The sequence below is a fragment of the Nocardioides ginkgobilobae genome, from assembly GCF_054781275.1.
Map to the genome: position 1 here is coordinate 1 of NZ_BAAGUS010000028.1, position 17,264 is coordinate 17,264.

At 72.3% G+C, this 17,264-nt stretch carries 17 protein-coding genes and 1 tRNA gene; 6 read left to right on the top strand and 12 right to left on the bottom strand.

Annotated features, from left to right (window positions below):
- Positions 1–162: 162 nt before the first annotated feature.
- Together ACYVID_RS17485 and ACYVID_RS17490 are read left to right on the top strand one after the other, a co-directional pair.
- Positions 163–555 (top strand): PaaI family thioesterase, encoded by a 393-nt coding sequence (locus ACYVID_RS17485; RefSeq protein ID WP_460739253.1) that lies wholly within the window; start codon positions 163–165, stop codon positions 553–555.
- A 54-nt stretch (positions 556–609) separates the two neighbouring features.
- Positions 610–1,371: a lysophospholipid acyltransferase family protein gene (locus ACYVID_RS17490; RefSeq protein WP_460739255.1), complete on the top strand. Its 762-nt coding sequence runs from the start codon at positions 610–612 to the stop codon at positions 1,369–1,371.
- Positions 1,372–1,401: 30 nt separating this feature from the next.
- Here ACYVID_RS17490 and ACYVID_RS17495 read toward each other — a convergent pair whose 3' ends face one another.
- From ACYVID_RS17495 to ACYVID_RS17520, 6 genes are all read right to left on the bottom strand, one after another.
- The gene (locus tag ACYVID_RS17495) at positions 1,402–2,079 is read right to left on the bottom strand and encodes a hypothetical protein (protein ID WP_460739257.1); all 678 of its coding nucleotides are present in this window, start codon (positions 2,077–2,079) and stop codon (positions 1,402–1,404) included.
- Between the two features lie 35 nt (positions 2,080–2,114).
- Positions 2,115–2,193: transfer RNA gene (locus ACYVID_RS17500), tRNA-Gln, on the bottom strand.
- Positions 2,194–2,306: 113 nt separating this feature from the next.
- A complete protein-coding gene (locus tag ACYVID_RS17505) occupies positions 2,307–3,284 on the bottom strand; it encodes an FKBP-type peptidyl-prolyl cis-trans isomerase (protein WP_460739259.1) in 978 nt (325 codons plus the stop codon).
- 58 nt (positions 3,285–3,342) lie between these two features.
- Positions 3,343–5,307 carry a hypothetical protein gene (locus tag ACYVID_RS17510; RefSeq protein ID WP_460739261.1) on the bottom strand — a complete coding sequence of 655 codons (1,965 nt, stop codon included), beginning with the start codon at positions 5,305–5,307 and terminating at the stop codon, positions 3,343–3,345.
- Positions 5,304–5,768 (bottom strand): hypothetical protein, encoded by a 465-nt coding sequence (locus ACYVID_RS17515; RefSeq protein WP_460739263.1) that lies wholly within the window; start codon positions 5,766–5,768, stop codon positions 5,304–5,306. Before ACYVID_RS17515 ends, ACYVID_RS17510 begins: the two co-directional genes overlap by 4 nt.
- Before the next feature lie 30 nt (positions 5,769–5,798).
- Positions 5,799–6,473 (bottom strand): hypothetical protein, encoded by a 675-nt coding sequence (locus ACYVID_RS17520; protein WP_460739265.1) that lies wholly within the window; start codon positions 6,471–6,473, stop codon positions 5,799–5,801.
- A gap of 53 nt (positions 6,474–6,526) precedes the next feature.
- On the opposite strand from ACYVID_RS17520, the gene ACYVID_RS17525 reads away from it, so the two are divergent.
- Positions 6,527–7,654, top strand: a complete 1,128-nt coding sequence (locus ACYVID_RS17525) for an ATP-dependent DNA ligase (protein WP_460739267.1) — start codon at positions 6,527–6,529, stop codon at positions 7,652–7,654.
- A gap of 31 nt (positions 7,655–7,685) precedes the next feature.
- Entirely contained in the window at positions 7,686–8,237 is a 552-nt protein-coding gene (locus tag ACYVID_RS17530; RefSeq protein WP_460739269.1) for a hypothetical protein, read from the top strand.
- A 5-nt stretch (positions 8,238–8,242) separates the two neighbouring features.
- Here ACYVID_RS17530 and ACYVID_RS17535 read toward each other — a convergent pair whose 3' ends face one another.
- Both ACYVID_RS17535 and ACYVID_RS17540 read right to left on the bottom strand, forming a co-directional pair.
- A complete protein-coding gene (locus ACYVID_RS17535; RefSeq protein ID WP_460739271.1) occupies positions 8,243–8,872 on the bottom strand; it encodes a sulfotransferase family 2 domain-containing protein in 630 nt (209 codons plus the stop codon).
- A 319-nt stretch (positions 8,873–9,191) separates the two neighbouring features.
- A complete protein-coding gene (locus tag ACYVID_RS17540; RefSeq protein WP_460739273.1) occupies positions 9,192–10,286 on the bottom strand; it encodes a DNA polymerase domain-containing protein in 1,095 nt (364 codons plus the stop codon).
- Positions 10,287–10,368: 82 nt separating this feature from the next.
- Here ACYVID_RS17540 and ACYVID_RS17545 point away from each other — a divergent pair, with 82 nt between their 5' ends.
- Together ACYVID_RS17545 and ACYVID_RS17550 are read left to right on the top strand one after the other, a co-directional pair.
- On the top strand, positions 10,369–11,655 hold the full coding sequence (locus tag ACYVID_RS17545) for a GNAT family N-acetyltransferase (RefSeq protein ID WP_460739275.1): 1,287 nt from the start codon (positions 10,369–10,371) through the stop codon (positions 11,653–11,655).
- A 52-nt stretch (positions 11,656–11,707) separates the two neighbouring features.
- Positions 11,708–12,280, top strand: coding sequence for an NUDIX domain-containing protein (locus ACYVID_RS17550; RefSeq protein ID WP_460739277.1), 573 nt, complete (start codon positions 11,708–11,710; stop codon positions 12,278–12,280).
- Positions 12,281–12,335: 55 nt separating this feature from the next.
- Here ACYVID_RS17550 and ACYVID_RS17555 read toward each other — a convergent pair whose 3' ends face one another.
- The 4 genes from ACYVID_RS17555 to ACYVID_RS17570 all read right to left on the bottom strand — a co-directional run bounded on the left by ACYVID_RS17555 (position 12,336) and on the right by ACYVID_RS17570 (position 16,981).
- Positions 12,336–13,775, bottom strand: coding sequence for an HNH endonuclease signature motif containing protein (locus ACYVID_RS17555; protein WP_460739278.1), 1,440 nt, complete (start codon positions 13,773–13,775; stop codon positions 12,336–12,338).
- Positions 13,776–14,194: 419 nt separating this feature from the next.
- Positions 14,195–14,548, bottom strand: coding sequence for a hypothetical protein (locus ACYVID_RS17560; RefSeq protein ID WP_460739280.1), 354 nt, complete (start codon positions 14,546–14,548; stop codon positions 14,195–14,197).
- A gap of 10 nt (positions 14,549–14,558) precedes the next feature.
- The gene (locus ACYVID_RS17565) at positions 14,559–15,794 is read right to left on the bottom strand and encodes a fatty acid desaturase family protein (protein WP_460739282.1); all 1,236 of its coding nucleotides are present in this window, start codon (positions 15,792–15,794) and stop codon (positions 14,559–14,561) included.
- Between the two features lie 47 nt (positions 15,795–15,841).
- Positions 15,842–16,981, bottom strand: a complete 1,140-nt coding sequence (locus tag ACYVID_RS17570; protein ID WP_460739284.1) for a ferredoxin reductase — start codon at positions 16,979–16,981, stop codon at positions 15,842–15,844.
- Between the last annotated feature and the right edge of the window lie 283 nt (positions 16,982–17,264).

A 17,264-nucleotide genomic window follows, 5' to 3' on the forward strand; every position in this document is an offset into this window, starting at 1 on the left:
TTCACACCCGATGCCGGCAAAACGCATGCTCATCAACCCGAAGGCGACAATGAACCTATGAGCCAGACACCGGGTGCTCAGGATCCAACCAGCCGCTGATCGCGGCGAGCCTCACCCTGACACTGACGAGAACCTAGCGGCGCCGCGTCCTACGGTGGCGCCATGACACCCGTCGGCGACCCCGGACCGTTCTCCGCCCACCTCGGGTTCCGCGTGGTGCGCGCCGACGCCCAAGGCGCGGTGGTGGAGGCCGACCCGCAGCCCGAGCACCTCAACGGCGGCGGCATCCTGCACGGCGGCTACCTCAGCGCGCTGCTGGACAGTGCCACCGGCTGGGCCGTGCACGGCGCCGGGCCGGCGGGCATGGTCGCGCCGCACGTCACGCTCACGACGCAGTTCCTTAAGGCGGGCGTCGCGGGGCGTCCCCTGGTCGCGACCGCCACGTGCACCAGCCTGGGTCGCCGCATCTGCACCACCGAGGCCGAGGTGTCCCAGGGCGGCAAGGTCGTCGCTCGCGCCACCGGCACCCACGCCGTCATCGTCAGCGGAGGCTGACCCGGCGCGGGACCGGCACTGGACCGGCTTTCCCGCACGTGGTGGGGTGTGCCCGTGGACCTCACGTACCCGGTCATCGTCGCGGCCGCCAAGACCTGGTTCAAGGTCTCGGCGATGGACATCCACATGACCGGCACCGAGCACATCCCCACCGAGGGCGGGGCCCTCGTGGCGGTCAACCACGTCTCCTACGTCGACTACCTCATAGGTGGCTACCCCGGTGCGCAGCGCGGCCGCTACATCCGCTTCATGGCCAAGAAGGAGATCTTCGACTCGCCCCTTGGCGGCCCCTTCATGCGCAGCTTCGGCCACCTCGAGGTCGACCGCGAGGCCGGCGCGGCCTCGATGCGCACCGCAGTCGACGCCCTGCGCAAGGGCGAGCTGGTCGGCATCTTCCCCGAGGCCACCATCTCCCAGAGCTTCCTCATCAAGGAGCTCAAGACCGGCGCCGTGCGGATCGCGGCCGACGCCGGCGTCCCGCTCATCCCCCTGGTCGTCTGGGGAACCCAGCGCATCCTCGCGAAGGGTCGCAAGATCGACCTCTCACGCCACCACCGCATCGACATCGAGGTCGGCGAGCCGATGCACCCCACCGGGGAGGACCCGGCCGCGGAGACAGCCGAGCTCAAGCGCCGGATGGAGGAGATGCTCGAACGCTGCATCCTGGCCAGCCCGCCCGAGGAGCGCCCGGCCGGCGCGTGGTGGCTCCCCCAGCAGTACGGCGGCTCGGCGCCCACCATCGAGGAGGCCGCCGCGCAGTATGCCGAGGAGCGGCGCCGCCGCGCCGAGGCCAAGTCCGCCAAGCGCAAGCGCTGAGCGCCGGGCCGGAAAGCGCCGGCGAGCGGGTCACCCGCCGCACAGCACGCGGAGGCTGAACCCACCGATCTCCTGCTCGCCGCCGTCCCAGCGGGCCGTCAGCTCGTGCAGGTCCATCCCGCCCGTCGCTGGGTCCACCTCGACGAAGAGGTAGTGGTCGCCCGGTGCGACCACCCGTGGCCGGTCCAGCGGCACCCGCTGCTCCCAGGACCGCTGCGCGCCGGCGAGTCCGGCCGGGCTGTCGCGGGCATCGCCGATCAGACGCGTGTCGTAGGACAACCGGTCCGACGTGGGCCCGACTCCCTGGGAGACCGCCATGTGCGGAGCCGCGGGCCCCGGGTGCGGCCCGAGGTACTGGGTCACGGAGTCGATGGCGTTGCTGCGCTCGGCGTACGTCGCCGGCAGCAGGCGCGTCCGCTCGCTCACCCGCAGCCGTGCCTGGACCAGGACCGGCGTCTCGTACGCCGCGGGCGCGTCACCGATCGAGCCGCAACCCGCGAGCCTGGTGCCCCGCCCCCACACCTTGCGAGGGCCGTAGCGGAACGGCACCAGGGCCACCGCCGCCGGCTCCTGCGCCGCCGGCTCCTGCGCTGCCCCCTCCGCGCCGGACGAGGCCGGTTCCTCCGGCTTCGCGCCGGGATCGCTGACGACGCAGCCTGTCAGGAGGACGGGCGCCAGAAGGGCAGGCAGGAGACGGATCCGAGACATGCCTCCATGCTGGCACGACGGGGACGTCGCACGGGCTCCCCGGGTAGGAGTCGAACCTACGTCGCTAGTCCTGATTCAAAGTCAGGCGGGCCCTGCCGGCAGACCAACCGGGGATAGGCGTCCAACCCTAGGGCTCCCCCCGGACGTCATACGAACCGGCACAGCCGACGTCCTGTCCGCATGACGTTGCGCGGCAGGGGCGGGCGGGACGGGCGCTGGGACGGGCGCTACTCGGCCTCGATCACGTCGATGAGGAACCACAGGGTCGAGTTGCCGGGGATGCTCGGCGGGCTGCCCTGCGTGCCGTAGCCCAGCGCCGGCGGGATCTGCAGCAGCACCCGGCTGCCGACGGGCACGCCCTCGAGGCCGATCGACCAGCCGGGGATCAGGCCGGAGAGCGGGGAGACCAGCGGCTCGCCGCGGGAGTAGGACTCGTCGAAGGGGGCGTCGGCGTCGTACACCGAGCCGAGGTAGTCGACGGTGACGGTGTCCTGCGGGGTGACCTCGCGGCCGTCGCCCTCCTCGAGCACGAGGACCTGGACGGGGGTGTCGAGCTCGGGCTCCTCCACGCCGGAGAAGTCCAGGCCGACCGGGTCGCCGCCCTCCTCCACGACCGTGGGCTGGGCCTCGGGGTCGGCCTCCTCGGCCTCCTGCGAGGACGGCTCGGGCGAGACCTCCTGCGGGGAGACCAGGTCGGCGACGACGACCACGGCGTCCTCGGCCGGCAGGCCGAGCGGGTTGGACTCGGCGGCCCCGCCGAAGAGCTCGTCGACGGTGGTGACCGCGGCGACGCGCGAACCGTAGGTCGCGCCCTCCATCAGGTCGGTGAAGACCGGGCCGACCTGCGCCTCGTCGTAGGGCAGCGACTGCGGGGCGCCGTTGTCGTAGTCGTTGTAGACCTGCTCCTCGGTCGTGCCGTTGGCGACGTAGAGGTAGGTGGTGACGACGTCACCCTCGGCGATCTCCTCGCCGTCGCCCTCGACGAGGGTGGTGACCTCGGTGGCGTCGGTGTTCTCGACCCCGCCGTCCCACTCGACCTCGAGCGCCTCGCCGACCTCGCCGGAGAAGCTCACCCCCGAGATGGACTCCCCGGTGCCGGAGCCGGTGCCGGCCGGGTCGGAGGCGTCCTCGGAGTCGGAGCCGCAGGCCGCCAGGGGCAGCAGCAGCGCGGTCAGGGCCAGGGTGGTGCGGGTACGACGGAGCACGGGACGCAACCGTACGTGGTCGCGCCCCGCGCTCAAGGCGTCGGGTCGAGCCGGCCGGTCAGCCCAGCGTGCGCGCCGAGCGCGCCACGACCTTGCCGTCGCGCACCCAGCGGACCTCCACGCGGTGCTCGCCCGCGCCCACCGCACCGGCCGAGGCCAGGCGGAAGGCGGCCGGCACGCCACGGCTCACGACCGTGCGCTCGGCCACCTTGCGGCCGTCGACCCACAGCTGCACGCGCTCGTCGGCGCGGGTCGGGCAGCCGGTGAGGCTGACCGAGGCGCGCGTGGGGCAGCGGTCGGCGGTGTCGAACAACCCGTCGGCGTCTCTGTCGGGGCACCCGGCGCCCGTGCTCGGACCCCGGTCGCGGGGGCAGGCGTCGGCGACGTCCGGCACGCCGTCGCGGTCCTGGTCCGCGACGACGGTGGTGGAGCGGGCGACCACCGTGAAGGTGGTCGGCTCCAGGATCTCCTGGGGGTCGACGGTCACGGAGAGGTCGCGGCGGGCCCAGGGCACGGTGACCGTGACGCGGTTCTCGCCCTCCTCGACGACCTGCGACGAGCCGCCGTTGACCGACATCGCGAAGACGCTGGCGCCGGTCCACTCGAGGGTCACCTCGACCGTGGACTGCTGCTCCACCGGGATCGTGAAGTAGTCCATCGTGTCCACCGCGCTCACCAGGCCGCCCAGGCCCAGGGTGCTGTCGGTCGGCAGCTTGGTGACGCCGCCCTCGGGCGTGAGCGTCACCGTGGAGCGGGTGACCTTCCCGGCCACGGGCGCGTCGCGCAGGTCGCGCCTCGGCATCCGCGGCGCCGCGACCTGGACGCCCAGGGCGTCGGGCACGGAGTCGGCGGTGGCGACCCAGTCGTTGCTGCGCAGGTGGTAGCCGGTGACCGCGTTGACCGTGTAGGGCGCCGTGATCTGCTGGTCCGCCAGGTAGTCGCGGCGGATATTGAAGGTGACGGTGTTGTCGGCGTTCCACGTGGCGGTGCCGTCCGGCAGGTAGTAGCCGGTGCCGTTGTCCATCACCTTGACGACACCCGAGGGGTCGCCGGTGCCGATGAAGGAGTCGAAGCGGCGGCCGTCGACGAGCAGGCTGTAGGCGGTGACCGACCCCGGCACGGCGGTCGGGGCGACCTGGCCCACCGACATCGTCGCGCGGACGAACTTCCGGTCGGTCCGCACGCTCATCGAGGAGAGGTCCGTGACGGGGGTGCCGCCGTCGCCGGTGGCGTCCTCGGCGGAGGCCGAGCGTCGGGTGGGGAGCTTGCCCAGCGGCACGTTGGCGGCCTGGCCCGCGACCACGACCCGGCCGTCCTGGACGGTCGTCCGCGAGGTGCGCAGCAGCGGTCGCGTGCTCGCCACCGGGTCGGGGGTGAAGTCGCCGACGGCCAGCGGGACGGCGCCCTGGTCCGGCTGCGGGCAGTCAGCGGGCGAACCGGTCGCGGAGGCGTAGCGGTGGTCGCGCGGGTGCTGCACCTGGAAGGAGCTGGTCCCGTCACCTGCCACGTCGTTGGCCGCGAGCCGGTCGCGGCGGGTCACCTCGCCGTCCCCGTCGCGGTCGATGTAACGGCTCATCCGGAGGGCGAAGCCCTCGACGTCGAGCGTGGAGACGCACTTGGCCAGGCCCGGCGGGTCGGCGCTGTAGGCCATGATGTCGTTGGTGGTGGTCGGGCCCCACGGGCCGTCGGCGCCGTCGCCGACGTGGCCGACGGTCAGGCAGTGGCCGACCTCGTGGGCGACCAGCTCGTAGAGCGGGAAGAAGTCCGAGGCGCCCGGCACCGGGTCGACGGCGCCGTTGACGGCGAAGCAGACGTTGCCGCCCACGCCCCCGCAGTCGGCGACGTAGGTGCCGCCGTTCTCCTGGCCGTGCTGGTCGAAGCCCTTCTTCCCCTGCCAGGACTCGAAGTTCAGCGGGTCGTCCTCGACGAAGCAGGGCGTGCCCTCGCCGTCGACGATGCCCAGCTCACCGGCGAACGAGACCGGGTCGATGCCGATCCCGATGCCGCCGGCGGGGTTGCTCATGATGACGACGATCTCCGGGTCGACCAGGTCGATCGGGTCACCAGCAGCCCGGCGGGGTCGACCTTCAGCTCGTACGTCGTGATGTTGAAGTCGACGCCGTCGGCGAGCCACTCCATGCCCATCTCGTCGGCGAGGTAGTCGATGCCCTCGCCCCACATCTGCACGGCCTGCTCCCCCACCCGCAGGTCCCGCTCGACACCCGGGGAGACCGGGGCCAGCACCGCCACGTCGATCTGCGGGTCGTCGAGGGCGTTGAGCCCGACCTTCATGTGGTAGCAGGTGTTGTCGGGGTTGAGCGGGTCCCGGTCCACCACGCAGCCGGCGGGCAGGTTGCCGTCGCCGAAGTACGAGCGGGTGTAGTCGTCACCGGGCGAGGCGACGGCCGGGACCCCCACTGAGAGGAGGGCGGTGGCGGTCGCCGCGAGGAGGGCGACCGGGCTCAGGATCTGACGGGCGTTCACGTCTGCGTCAACGACCGAGCGCGCTGGAGGCTACCCCCGGGTCCCGGCGGCCCGGCCCGCGCTGGCGCCCAGGCAGTGGCCCAGCTCGTCGCCGACCAGGCCGAAGGCCTCCATCGGGTCCACGCCACCGACCACGAAGGTCCCGTTGACCGCCAGGCAGGCGTCGGCCGCGTCCGGTCCGGGCTCGCCGCAGTCCTGGTCGAAGGTGCCCTCGGGGAGGCTGTGGTGGCTGTCGAAGCCGGACCGCGCCCGCCAGGCGCCCAGGGCGAAGACGTCCTCGTAGGCCGCGCACTCCGCACCGTCGCGGTCGACCACCCGGAGCAGCGCCCCGCCGGCGGTGTCGGTGTCGTCGACGACCACGAAGACCACCTCGGGGTCCACGAGCTCGTGCTCGGCGTCGCTGCCCAGCCGCTCGGTGCGGACCACGAGGTCGCGCGGGTCCTCCTGCAGCCCCTCGAGCCCTCCGGCCCACATGCGGGTGGCATCGGTGATCAGCCCGACGGCCCGGTCGACGTCGTCGGGGTCGCTGGCCCCGTCGACGAGCACGACCACCTCCACGACGTCCTCGCCGGCGACCGGCACCTCCACGGGCGGGCCCGGGTCGGAGCTGACCGTGTCGTCGTCGCCGCGGGTGAGCAGCAGCGCGACCCACACCAGCGCGAGCGCGGCCACGACGGCGAGCAGCAGCACCAGCCTGCGGCGCACGGTCCCCCCTCACGTCGAGCCGGATGTCGGCGTACGTCGTTAGGGTCGCAGACGTGGACCTGCCCGTCATGCCGCCGGTGCGACCGATGCTCGCGAAGTCCGTCAAGGGGGTCCCCGACCCTGCCAAGCACGGCGGTCTCTCCTTCGAGCCCAAGTGGGACGGCTTCCGCTGCCTGCTGTTCAAGGACGGCGACGAGGTCGAGCTGACCAGCCGCAACACCAAGCCCCTGACCCGCTACTTCCCCGAGCTCGTGGAGGCCGCCCGCGAGCAGCTGCCCGAGCGCTGCGTGCTCGACGGCGAGGTCTTCGTCGCGCGGCCGCGCGAGAGCGGGGGCCGGGAGCTGGAGTTCGAGGTGCTGCAGGAGCGCATCCACCCCGCCGCGTCCCGGGTCACGATGCTCAGCGAGACCACCCCGGCCGAGTACGTCGCCTTCGACCTGCTCGCGCTGGGCGAGGAGTCCCTGGTCGACCGGCCGTTCGCCGAGCGGCGCGCGGCGCTGGAGCGGGCGTGGGAGCAGGTGCCGCACGGCCGCTGCCACCTCACGCGCACCACGACCGACCCCGTCGAGGCGGAGCGGTGGTTCGAGCAGTTCGAGGGCGCGGGGCTCGACGGCGTGATCGCGAAGCCGCTCGGGGCGGCGTACGAGCAGAACGCGCGGACGATGCTGAAGATCAAGCACGAGCGCACCGCCGACGTCGTCCTCGCCGGCTACCGCGAGCACAAGACCTCCACGCCGGAGCGCCCGCTGCTGGGCTCGATGCTGCTGGGGCTCTACTCCGGCGGCACGCTGCAGCACGTCGGCGTCAGCGCCAGCTTCACCGAAGCCCGACGGGCCGAGCTCTGGAGCGAGCTGCAGGAGCTGGTCTGCCCGATCGAGGAGCACCCGTGGGGCGCCTGGGCCGGCGAGGCCGGCTGGGCCATCGCCAACCCGGACAGGGTTCCCGGCACCCAGAGCCGCTGGAGCGCCGGCAAGGACCTCTCCTTCACCCCGCTGCGGCCCGAGCGGGTGCTGGAGGTGAAGTACGACAACATGGAGGGGCGGCGATTCCGCCACACCGCGCACTTCAAGCGCTGGCGGCCCGACCGCGAGCCCACCTCCTGCGGCTACGAGCAGCTCGACGAGGTCGCCCGCTACGACCTCGCCGACATCCTCACCGACGGTCGAGGCGAGGGCGGCTGACGTCCCGGCCGCCGAGGTCTAGGGTCGAGGCATGGCCGAGACCTACCCCGTCGTCCTCCTCGTCGAGCAGGCGCTCTCCCCCGCCGATGCCGTCCAGGTCCGCTCCCTGCACGAGGAGCTGGTCGCGGAGGGGCAGACGGTGAGCTACCACGTGCTGCTCCCGATCCAGGACGCCGCGGCACGGATCGAGGCGGCCATGGGCTCGCTGGCCGGCGGCGACCTGCTGACCAGCCCGGCGGTCACGATGTCCGAGGTCGACCTGGAGTCGGTGCGCGAGGAGTGCCGGCAGGCCTCGGAGGAGGAGCTGCGGCTGACGCTGGCCCGGCTCGCCGACGCCGGCGCTATCGCGACCGGCCGGGTCATCCACGAGCCCCCGGTCGACGCGCTGGCCGCCGAGGTCGGGGCCATCGACGGGCGCGAGGCGATCATCCTGACCCGCCCGCACGTCGTGGCGGAGTTCTTCCACCTCGACTGGACCTCGCAGGCCCGCCGCAAGCTCGGCGTCCCGGTGCTGCACCTGCTCGAGCACGAGACGATCGAGGGCCAGTCCGCCGGGGGCGGCGAGGGGATCAGCGGCGCCTGAGCCCCTCAGAACTCGTACTTGAAGCGGCGCAGGTCCTTCTCGAAGACCTGCGCCACCTTGTCGCGCATCTCTGACGTGTAGTGCTGGCGGTAGTCGGTCGAGGGCCCGGTGTTGACCTTGAGGGTCTCCCCCGGCCACACCAGGCCGATCCGCTCCCAGACCTGGCGCAGGTCCTCGTCGAAGCGCTCCTGGCGGCCGATGAAGTCGGCCGGGCGGCCACGTGCCCGCAGGTAGGTGATCTGGGCCCGGCGCAGCTCGCGCTGCTCGTCGGGGCCGCGCAGCACGAAGCTCTCGAAGTCGGGGTACGCCGGCAGCACCCGCTTCCACAGCCGGTTCTTGGCCAGCTGCTTGGCGGCCTTCTCGTTGCCCTCGGCGGCCTGGGTCTCGGCGCGGCGCATCATGGCGTACCAGGAGTACATCCGGGCCCAGGGGTTCCGGACGAAGCCGAAGATGAAGTAGTCCGACAGCTCGGGGTGGGCCTTGAGCGCCGGACCGAGCCGGGCGTGCCGACCCCCGCGCAGGCCCTGGAGGTACTGCACGTCCGGGATGTCCGCCTGGAGCATCCGGTCGATGGTCGAACCACCGGTCTTCTGCACGTGCACGAAGAGCACGCGCTTCTCGTGGGAGACCATCATGCGGCGAAAACTACCAGTGGCCGACCGCCCGCCCCGACCCCCGCCGACCGCCGTGCCGGCCGCCCCGGCGCCCGCTGTTACCGAACCCTGGCGATCCTGTGGATCGCACGTGGTGGCCCCGCGCGGCAGCACTGCCTAGCGTTGTCACCACGAGGTCGCCGGGGGGCGGCCTCGTGACCTGGACCAGTGATCACGGGTCCGCGCGGCTGGGGGGCTGCGTGGCTCCGATCCACCAGGCAAGGGCTCCGGGGGGAGCCCGGTACAAGACGACGACCCGCCCGGAGCACGCTCCGGGCGGGTCTCGTCGTTCCCGACCCGCTCAGTCGGCGATCCGGTTGCCCTCGGCGTCCCAGTGCTCGGCGACCTTCTTGCTCGGCTGCACGCGCGGCGGCTCGCCCGGCATCTTGGGGTAGTCCGGCGGGAAGTTGAGCTCCCCGCCGGGCAGCGTCTCCCACAGCTCCAGCAGCGGCTCGAGGGAGAACGCCTCGTCGTCGATCGTGGCCCAGGCGTCGCCCTGGTCGGCCAGCATCTGCGGGACCGTCACGAGGTTGAGGTCGCGGGGGTCGCGCACCTCGGCCAGCGCCTCCCACGTGAGCGGCGTGCTGACGGGGGCACCCGGCTTCGGCCGCAGGGAGTAGGCCGAGGCGATGGTGCGGTCGCGGTTGTTCTGGTTGTAGTCGACGAAGATCCGCTCGCCCCGCTCCTCCTTCCACCACGCGGTCGTCACCTGGTCGTCGCGCTGCTCCAGGGCGCGCCCGAAGCCGATCGCGGCGTGCCGCACGTCGGTGAACTCCCAGCGCGGCTGGATCCGGACGTAGACGTGGACGCCGCGGTTGCCCGAGGTCTTGGCGTAACCGCGCAGGCCGAGCTCCTCCAGCAGCTCCCGCGCGACGCCGGCGACCCGGACCGCGTCGGCGAACGTCGTACCGGGCTGGGGGTCGAGGTCGATCCGCAGCTCGTCGGGGTGGTCGAGGCTCGCCGGGTCGTCGGTGCGGCGCACGGGCCACGGGTGGAAGGTGAGGGTGCCCATGTGGGCGCACCACACCGGGACCGCGATCTCGGTCGGGCAGATCTCGTCGGCGGTGCGGCCGGAGGGGAAGGTGATGGTCGCGGTCTCGAGGTAGTCGGGCGCTCCCTGGGGCACCCGCTTCTGGTAGAACGCGTCGGCCTTCGAGTCCTGCGGGCCGGTGGCCAGCCGCATCCCCTCGCGCACGCCGGAGGGCCAGCGCTCCAGGGCGGTCGGGCGGTCGCGCAGGGCCCGCATGAGCCCGTCCTCCACGGAGGCGACGTACTCCGCGACCATGAGCTTGGTGATCTCCGGCGTCCGGTCGGTCGCCTCGTAGATGACCCGGTCCGGGCTGCTCACCCGCACCGCCCGGCCGCCCGCCTGGACCTCCGCCGCCTTCGCCGCCATGACCCGACCCTAGGGCGCGGCGACGACAGGCCGGCCGCAAATCGCGTGGCCCCACCCCGACGGGCGCACCTACGGTGGGTCGGTGAGCTCCCACGACGACCTGACCTTCGAGACCCTCGACATCCACGCGACCGAGGGGCCGATGGCGGCGAAGGTGGCGGCGTACGGCGACGCCTGGCACCGCGGCTTCCACGAGGGCTCCCTGAGCGAGAAGCAGCGGGAGTTCTGGCTCGAGCACAGCCGCGCCGACGACGTGACCCTGCGGGCGGCGTACGCCGCGTCGTCGCTGGTCGCGGACCCCCCGCCGGTGGGGACCTTCACCAGCTGGGGCGGGTCGGTCAACGTCGGGGGCGGCACGCAGCTGCCGCTGCACATGATCACCGACGTCACCGTGGCCCCGACGCACCGACGTCGCGGGATCCTGAGTCGGCTCATGACCGACGACCTCACCGACGCGGCGTCGCGCGGCGTGCCGCTGGCGGCGCTGACGGTGTCGGAGGGCGGGATCTACGGTCGGTTCGGCTTCGGGGTGGCGACGCGACAGCGGATGGTCGAGGTCGACACCGGCCACGGCCGGTTCCGGCTGCGCGACACCGCGGACGACGGCTCGCTCCAGCTGCTCGAGCTGCCGCAGGCGCGCCCGCACGTCGAGCGGGTCTTCGTGCGACACCTGGCCACCACCCGGGGCGCGGTCTCGCGGCCGGCGTTCTACGGCCAGATCGAGGAGGGCCGGGACTGGGAGTCCGGCGACAGGGACACCAAGTCCAGGGTCGTGGTGCACCTGGACGCCGACGGCGAGGTCGACGGCTACGCCCGGTTCCAGCACAAGGACGAGGGCGAGGGTCCGCAGAGGGGCGTGGTGGAGCTGCGGGGCCTGCACGCGCTGACCGACGTCGCGTGGCGGCGGCTCTGGTCGTTCCTCGCCGACATCGACCTCGCGCAGGTGGTGAAGTCCCGCGTCCCCGTCGACACCCCGCTCCACCTGGCCGTGACCGACCCCCGGGTCGTGCGCAGCACGGCACTCGTCGACTTCCTGTGGGTGCGGGTCCTCGACGTGGTCGCGGCGCTCGAGGCGAGGCCCTGGCGCGAGGACGCGACGGTCGTGCTCGAGGTGCGGGACCGGATGGGGTTCGCCGACGGTCGGTTCCGGATCACCACCGAGAAGGGCCGGGCCTCCGTCGAGCGCGCGGGGTCCGACGGGGAGCCCGGCGTCACCCTCGACGCCGAGACGCTCGGGGCGCTCTACCTCGGCGACCAGCCGGTCACGGTCCACGCCGCCGCCGGCCGCGTGCACGGCCCGGACGTCGACACCTTCGCCGCCATGGCCGACCACGCCGGCCCGTCCCCCTGGTGCTCCACGGGCTTCTGAGGGTGCCGGGACGTGCGGGACGGCTGGACGCCTCAGGACCCAGCACAGGTTCGTGGCCCACGGTCTGGTCGAGCGGCAGGGGCGCCTCCTGGTCCTACGCCGCCGCGACGGCCGGTGCCTCGGCGGGCAGTGGGACGTCCCCGGCGGGACCGTCGAGGTCGGCGAGACGCCGGCTCGTGCGGCGGTCCGGGAGTGCTGGGAGGAGACGGGGCTGTGCGCCGTCGCGGGCGCCGAGGTGTCGCACCACGAGAAAAGCGACACGGAGGGGCGTGACCTCGTCTTCCACACGTTCACCTCCCGCCTCCACGAGGTCGACCACGCGTCCGAGGTCCACCTCCGCCCGGACGAGCACGACGACTTCCGGTGGCTCGACCCGCGGGACCTCGGCGAGGTGCCCCTGGTGTGGCACGTCGCCGAGACGCTCAGCCAGCTCCGCTGGGTCGCCCTCTCCTCGGGCACGGTTCACCGAGGGCCAGGGCCATGCGGAGGTCCTGGTCGCCAGCTGGTGCCGCGCAGGACCTGCCGATCGATCGAACGACGCCCCACTCGTGAGCAGGCCCGGCGGCACGTCCTGCTCGCTCGGCGCCAGGGGCTTTCGCCGGGCGCTTCCCGGGCGTGCTGGTAGCCCGACCGTCGGGTGGTGGTCGGGCTGCGAGCGTGTCTTGCTCAGGTGGTGAGGCTCAGAGTGGGGTGGTGCCGTCGGGGTGGACGAGGTAGTGGTGGCCCAGTGGGCTGGTCCAGAGCCAGTGGCCTGGTGAGAGTCCGGTGACGGCCCAGGGTTTCCCTGCTGGTGAGGGGTGGGTCTTGGCGCGGTGGTCGTGCCGGCACAGCGGGGCGAGGTTGTCTGTCGATGTCTGGCCGGGTGGTCCGCCTTGGTCCGGCGGGACGTACTCGACCGTGTGATCGAGGTCGGCGGACTCGGCCGGGCGGTTGCAGTGAGGAAAAGTGCAGGTCGTCCTGGTCAGTCTGACCCGAGTGGCGATGCGGTCGGGGACCTCGTAGGAGGACACCGCGACGCTGTCGTGGAGGTCGATGACGGGCTTGACGATGACCTGGGTGCCTGGGGTGCCGCACCAGTCGCGGATGGCGTCAGCGGTGAGGAGCTGGCGGTGGTTGTCGATCCGAGCGAGGTTGAGGCCGAGCTTGCCGGTGACGGGGTCGATCTGGGGGGCGCCGGTCAACGCGGCGTCGGAGAGGTGGACGGTCAGGACCACGACCCGGCGGGGTGCGGTGCGCGTGTGGGTTGCGCGGTCTCGACGACGCTCGCTGGCGCTGGCTGCTCGACCATCCTCGGTCGCCTCGGGGTCGGCGTCGGGGAGGGTGTCGTGGCCGCGGGCGAGGTAGCCGAGTGCTTTGGCTCGGCGGATGGCGAGGGTGTCTGTGGAGCCGTCGAGCAGGAGCTGGTGGGCGATCTGGCGGATCGCGGCTTCGAGGTCCTCGGCATCGGCCCGGTCCAGCAGCCCGTCGGCGGAGACGGCGGAGGCGGTGCCGACGCAGGTGGCGGGGGTGCCCAGGTCGAGGTCGAAGAACAGGTTGGAGCGGGTGTCGCACTCGCGGACCTCGGTGGCTTCGGGGTCGAACCGCGCCGAGGCTTCGAGGACGAGCCGGTTCACGGTGAGGGGGCCGGCGGTGTGGACGACGTGGGCGACCTGGGCGTCCACGAACCCCACCGCTTCCTCCGACAGGGCCTTGGTGGCCTGGGCCAGCTGTCGGACCCGCCACGCGGTCACCTGGCCTGCGGCCAGCCGGGCCCAGACACGGGGGAGGCGGTGCTTGGCCTCGACCGCGTCCCCGACCAGCAGCCGCCCCGACTCCCTAGTCCGGCCCAGCGCGGTGGCGAGCTCGGTGACTGCGAAGTCGGAGACCTCGGGGGCACCGGCACCGGCCAGCTCCAGCATCGTGTCCGCACCGGGCATCCCGAACCGCGACATCCACGCAGCCTCCGCCGCGTCGTACGCCTCCTCATCGGGGTCGGAGTAAGTGCCGTACAGGTCCGGCATCAGGACCCCGGTGGTGTGACGGTCCGCCCAGTCCGCGACCCCGATCAGCAGCTCCCGCGCCGCGTCGTCCTCACGCCGCTTGGCGGCGCGGATCGCGTCGAGGAGGGAGCCGGTGGACATGGTGAAAGTATAGTCGAACACACGTTCGATAACCAGAGTTTCCCCAGGTCAGATCGACTTTCCCGCGACCTTTCGGCGGGCCTGTTCGAAGCCCAGCCGAAGCGAGCACCCCAGCGAACGCGACCGACCGACGGAGCGCAACCAAGAAGCCCAGGCGGCACCGACGGCGACCACGGTCTTCCCAAATCCAGGGCCTGCTGCGGCGCGAACGCGCCACGACCCGCCGACGGCGGCCCAGGGAGCAACCCCGGGGGCAGAGTAGGCGCGGCGGCGTACAGGGTTTCGAGACGGCGCTGGCGCGCCTCCTCAACCGCCGTACGGGCTGGCGCTGGCGCACCCCCTCGGCCCGGCGGCGACACTCCCCTCTCACCTTCCCGCATCGAGCGGTCTCTCAGCCCGACCACCGGGGCCCTCGGCACCTAGAGCAGGGCGCTCGGGACGAAGACCGGCCGCCGGTCCAGGTCTTCGGAGGTCGGGCGGACGAACTCGAAGGCAGCGGTCCGCACGACCCGCCAGGAGGGCTCGACGGCGGCGAGCGCCTCGGCGCAGGACTCGTGGAGCGGCGGGGCGTGGAAGGCGTTGCGCGCGACCTCGAGGTCGTCGCCGACGAAGGCGATCGGTCGCCCGAGCGACTCCGCGCACGCGCCGCAGATGCGCGACAGCGCGCACTGGGTGACCCGGGTGCCGACCAGCTCGCGGCGGCCGTCGGGCCCGGTCTCCCACGCGAAGGGCGCGGAGACCGGGTCGACGTCGCGGCTCAGGCCACGCAGCATCAGGCGGACCTCACGACGCCTGCTTGCCCCGCGACCACGCACCGAGCTCGCTGCGGCGCGGGGGTCGCTCGGCGTCGGACTTGCGACCCTTGTCGATCGGCGGCGCCTCGGGCGCGTCCGGCTTGGCCGGCGGCTGCGGCGGCTTGTCGTCGCTGGTCCACGAGTTCGGCACGGACAGCTTGATGATCGTGCGCAGCGCCTGGCCGTACTGCTGGTGCAGCGGGCCGATCGTGTACGGGATGTCGTACTTCGCGCACAGCTCGCGCACGCGCACCGAGATCTCGCCGTACCTGTTGCTCGGCAGGTCCGGGAAGAGGTGGTGCTCGATCTGGTAGCCGAGGTTGCCCGAGAGGATGTGCAGCAGCTCGCCGCCCTCGAAGTTCGCCGCGCCGAGGATCTGGCGGAGGTACCACTCCGCGCGGGTCTCGTCCTCGATCTCCTCCTCGGTGAAGTGCATCGCCCCGTCGGGAAAGTGGCCGCAGAAGATGATCACGTAGGACCACAGGTTGCGCGTCAGGTTGGCCGCGGCGTTGGCCTTCAGGGTCGTCCTCCACTGGGGCCCCGACAGCGCGGGGTAGACGACGTAGTCCTTGAGGATCTGGTTGCGGCCCTTGCGCAGGATCTGCTTGAGCTGCCGCTTCATCTCCTTCGGGTCCTTCTCGCGCTTGCGGATCTTCTCGATGTCGAGGTCGTGCAGCGCGACGCCCCACTGGAACAACGTCGCCAGCAGCGCGTTGTAGACCGGCTGCCCGAGGTTGGCAGGGTTCCACCGCTGCTCGCGCGCCATCCGCAGGATGCCGTAGCCGATGTCGTTGTCGTAGCCCAGCACGTTGGTGAACTGGTGGTGCACGTAGTTGTGGGAGTGCTTCCACTGCTCGGCCGGCTGCGCGGTGTCCCACTCCCAGTTGGAGGAGTGGATCTCCGGGTCGTTCATCCAGTCCCACTGGCCGTGCATGACGTTGTGGCCGATCTCCATGTTCTCGAGGATCTTGGCCAGGCCGAGCAGGCTCGCGCCGAGGACGGCGCCGGGGACGCGGGTCCTCCTGGAGTGGGGCGTGGCCATGAGGGTCACGCGGCCGGCGGCCGCCAGGCCGCGCTGGATCCTGATCAGCCGGTTGATGTACGCCGCGTCGTCGGCGCCCCGTGAGGCCTCGACCTCCTCGCGGATCCGGTCGAGCTCGCGGCCGAGCTCCTCGACCTGCTCCTCGGTGAGGTGCATGTACTCCCGGACGTCCGAGATCGCCATGGGTGTCTCCGTTCCTCGGTGGTGCTCAGGTGTGGCTCGGGTGGTGCTCAGATGTCGAAGGTGCAGTCGCCGACGGCGGCAGTGACGCAGGTCTGCACCTGCTCGTTGCGCTGGTCGAACTCGTCCCCGTTGCGCAGGTCGCGGACCCGGCCCTCGACGAGCGTGAGCGTGCAGGTGTGGCAGATGCCCATGCGGCAGCCGTACGGCATCCCGACCCCGGCGCTCTCCCCCGCCTCCAGCACGGTGGTCGCGCCGTCGGCGTCGATCGTCTTCCCGCTGTTGCGGAAGGTGATGGTGCCGCCCTCTCCCCCCTCGCCGCCGAGCTGGAGGGTGAAGCGCTCCAGGTGCAGCTGGTCCTCGAGGTCGTGGGAGGCGAAGAACTCGGTGATGGCGTCGAGCATCGGTCCGGGACCGCAGGCGTAGGTCTCGCGCTCGCGCCAGTCGGGGCAGAAGGAGTCGATGCCGCCCTCGTCGTGGCCCAGGTCGAGCATGCCGTCGGTGTCGGTGTGCAGCCGGTGCAGCGTGAGGCCGTCGTGCTCCTCGGCCAGGCGCTGCAGCTCGTCGGCGAAGATCATCCGCTCCGGGGTGGGGCTGGAGTAGTGCATGACGACGTCGACGCCCTCTCCCCCGTCGGCACCGCGGAGCTGACCGCGCCGCTCCATCGTGCGCAGCATCGCCATGACCGGGGTGACCCCGGAGCCGCCGACGAGGAAGAGCATCTTGGCCGGCGGCGGGTCGGGCAGCACGAAGTCGCCCTCGGGGGCGGCCAGGCGCACGATCGTGCCGGGCTCGAGGCCCTTGACCAGGTGCGTGGAGAGCAGGCCCTCGGGCATCGCCCGGACCGTGATCGCGATGGTGCGACCGGACCGCCTGGGGGCCGAGGAGATGGAGTAGGAGCGCCACTGGAACTTGCCGTCGACCGGGATGCCGATACCGACGTACTGGCCCGGGCGGTGGTCGAAGCGCCAGCCCCACCCGGGACGGATCACCAGCGTGGCGGCGTCGTCGGTCTCGGGGACGACCTCCTCGATGCGGCCGCGCAGCTCGCGCTGGCTCCACAGCGGGTTGACCAGGCGCAGGTAGTCGTCGGGGTGCAGCGGAGTGGTCAGCTTCGAGCCCGCCCGGCGCACGCGCTCCCACGGGACCACCCGCGCCGCAGACCTGACCTTGGTTCCTGCACCTGCCATCCGGGGCCCCCGAGCGCTGTCGACCGATCTCTTGACCAGCCCGGTCAGTGAACGCCTGTGCACACCGGTGCGTCAACGACCCGGCAGGGTGAAGCGTGGGCCCGCGGCAGGCTGGGTCACAGGCTGGGCGACGTTGCCCGCGCGGGCTAGGTTCGAGTCAGTGTCAGGGTGAGGCTCGCCGCGATCAGCGGCTGGTTGGATCCTGAGCACCCGGTGTCTGGCTCATAGGTTCATTGTCGCCTTCGGGTTGATGAGCATGCGTTTTGCCGGCATCGGGTGTGAA

Coding starts and splice junctions, on each gene's coding strand:
- ACYVID_RS17485 (WP_460739253.1), top strand. CDS start 163: ATGACACCCGTCGGCGACCCCGGACCGTTCTCCGCCCACCTCGGGTTC.
- ACYVID_RS17495 (WP_460739257.1), bottom strand. CDS start 2,079: ATGTCTCGGATCCGTCTCCTGCCTGCCCTTCTGGCGCCCGTCCTCCTG.
- ACYVID_RS17510 (WP_460739261.1), bottom strand. CDS start 5,307: ATGAGCAACCCCGCCGGCGGCATCGGGATCGGCATCGACCCGGTCTCG.
- ACYVID_RS17530 (WP_460739269.1), top strand. CDS start 7,686: ATGGCCGAGACCTACCCCGTCGTCCTCCTCGTCGAGCAGGCGCTCTCC.
- ACYVID_RS17535 (WP_460739271.1), bottom strand. CDS start 8,872: ATGATGGTCTCCCACGAGAAGCGCGTGCTCTTCGTGCACGTGCAGAAG.
- ACYVID_RS17540 (WP_460739273.1), bottom strand. CDS start 10,286: ATGGCGGCGAAGGCGGCGGAGGTCCAGGCGGGCGGCCGGGCGGTGCGG.
- ACYVID_RS17555 (WP_460739278.1), bottom strand. CDS start 13,775: ATGTCCACCGGCTCCCTCCTCGACGCGATCCGCGCCGCCAAGCGGCGT.
- ACYVID_RS17560 (WP_460739280.1), bottom strand. CDS start 14,548: ATGCTGCGTGGCCTGAGCCGCGACGTCGACCCGGTCTCCGCGCCCTTC.
- ACYVID_RS17565 (WP_460739282.1), bottom strand. CDS start 15,794: ATGGCGATCTCGGACGTCCGGGAGTACATGCACCTCACCGAGGAGCAG.
- ACYVID_RS17570 (WP_460739284.1), bottom strand. CDS start 16,981: ATGGCAGGTGCAGGAACCAAGGTCAGGTCTGCGGCGCGGGTGGTCCCG.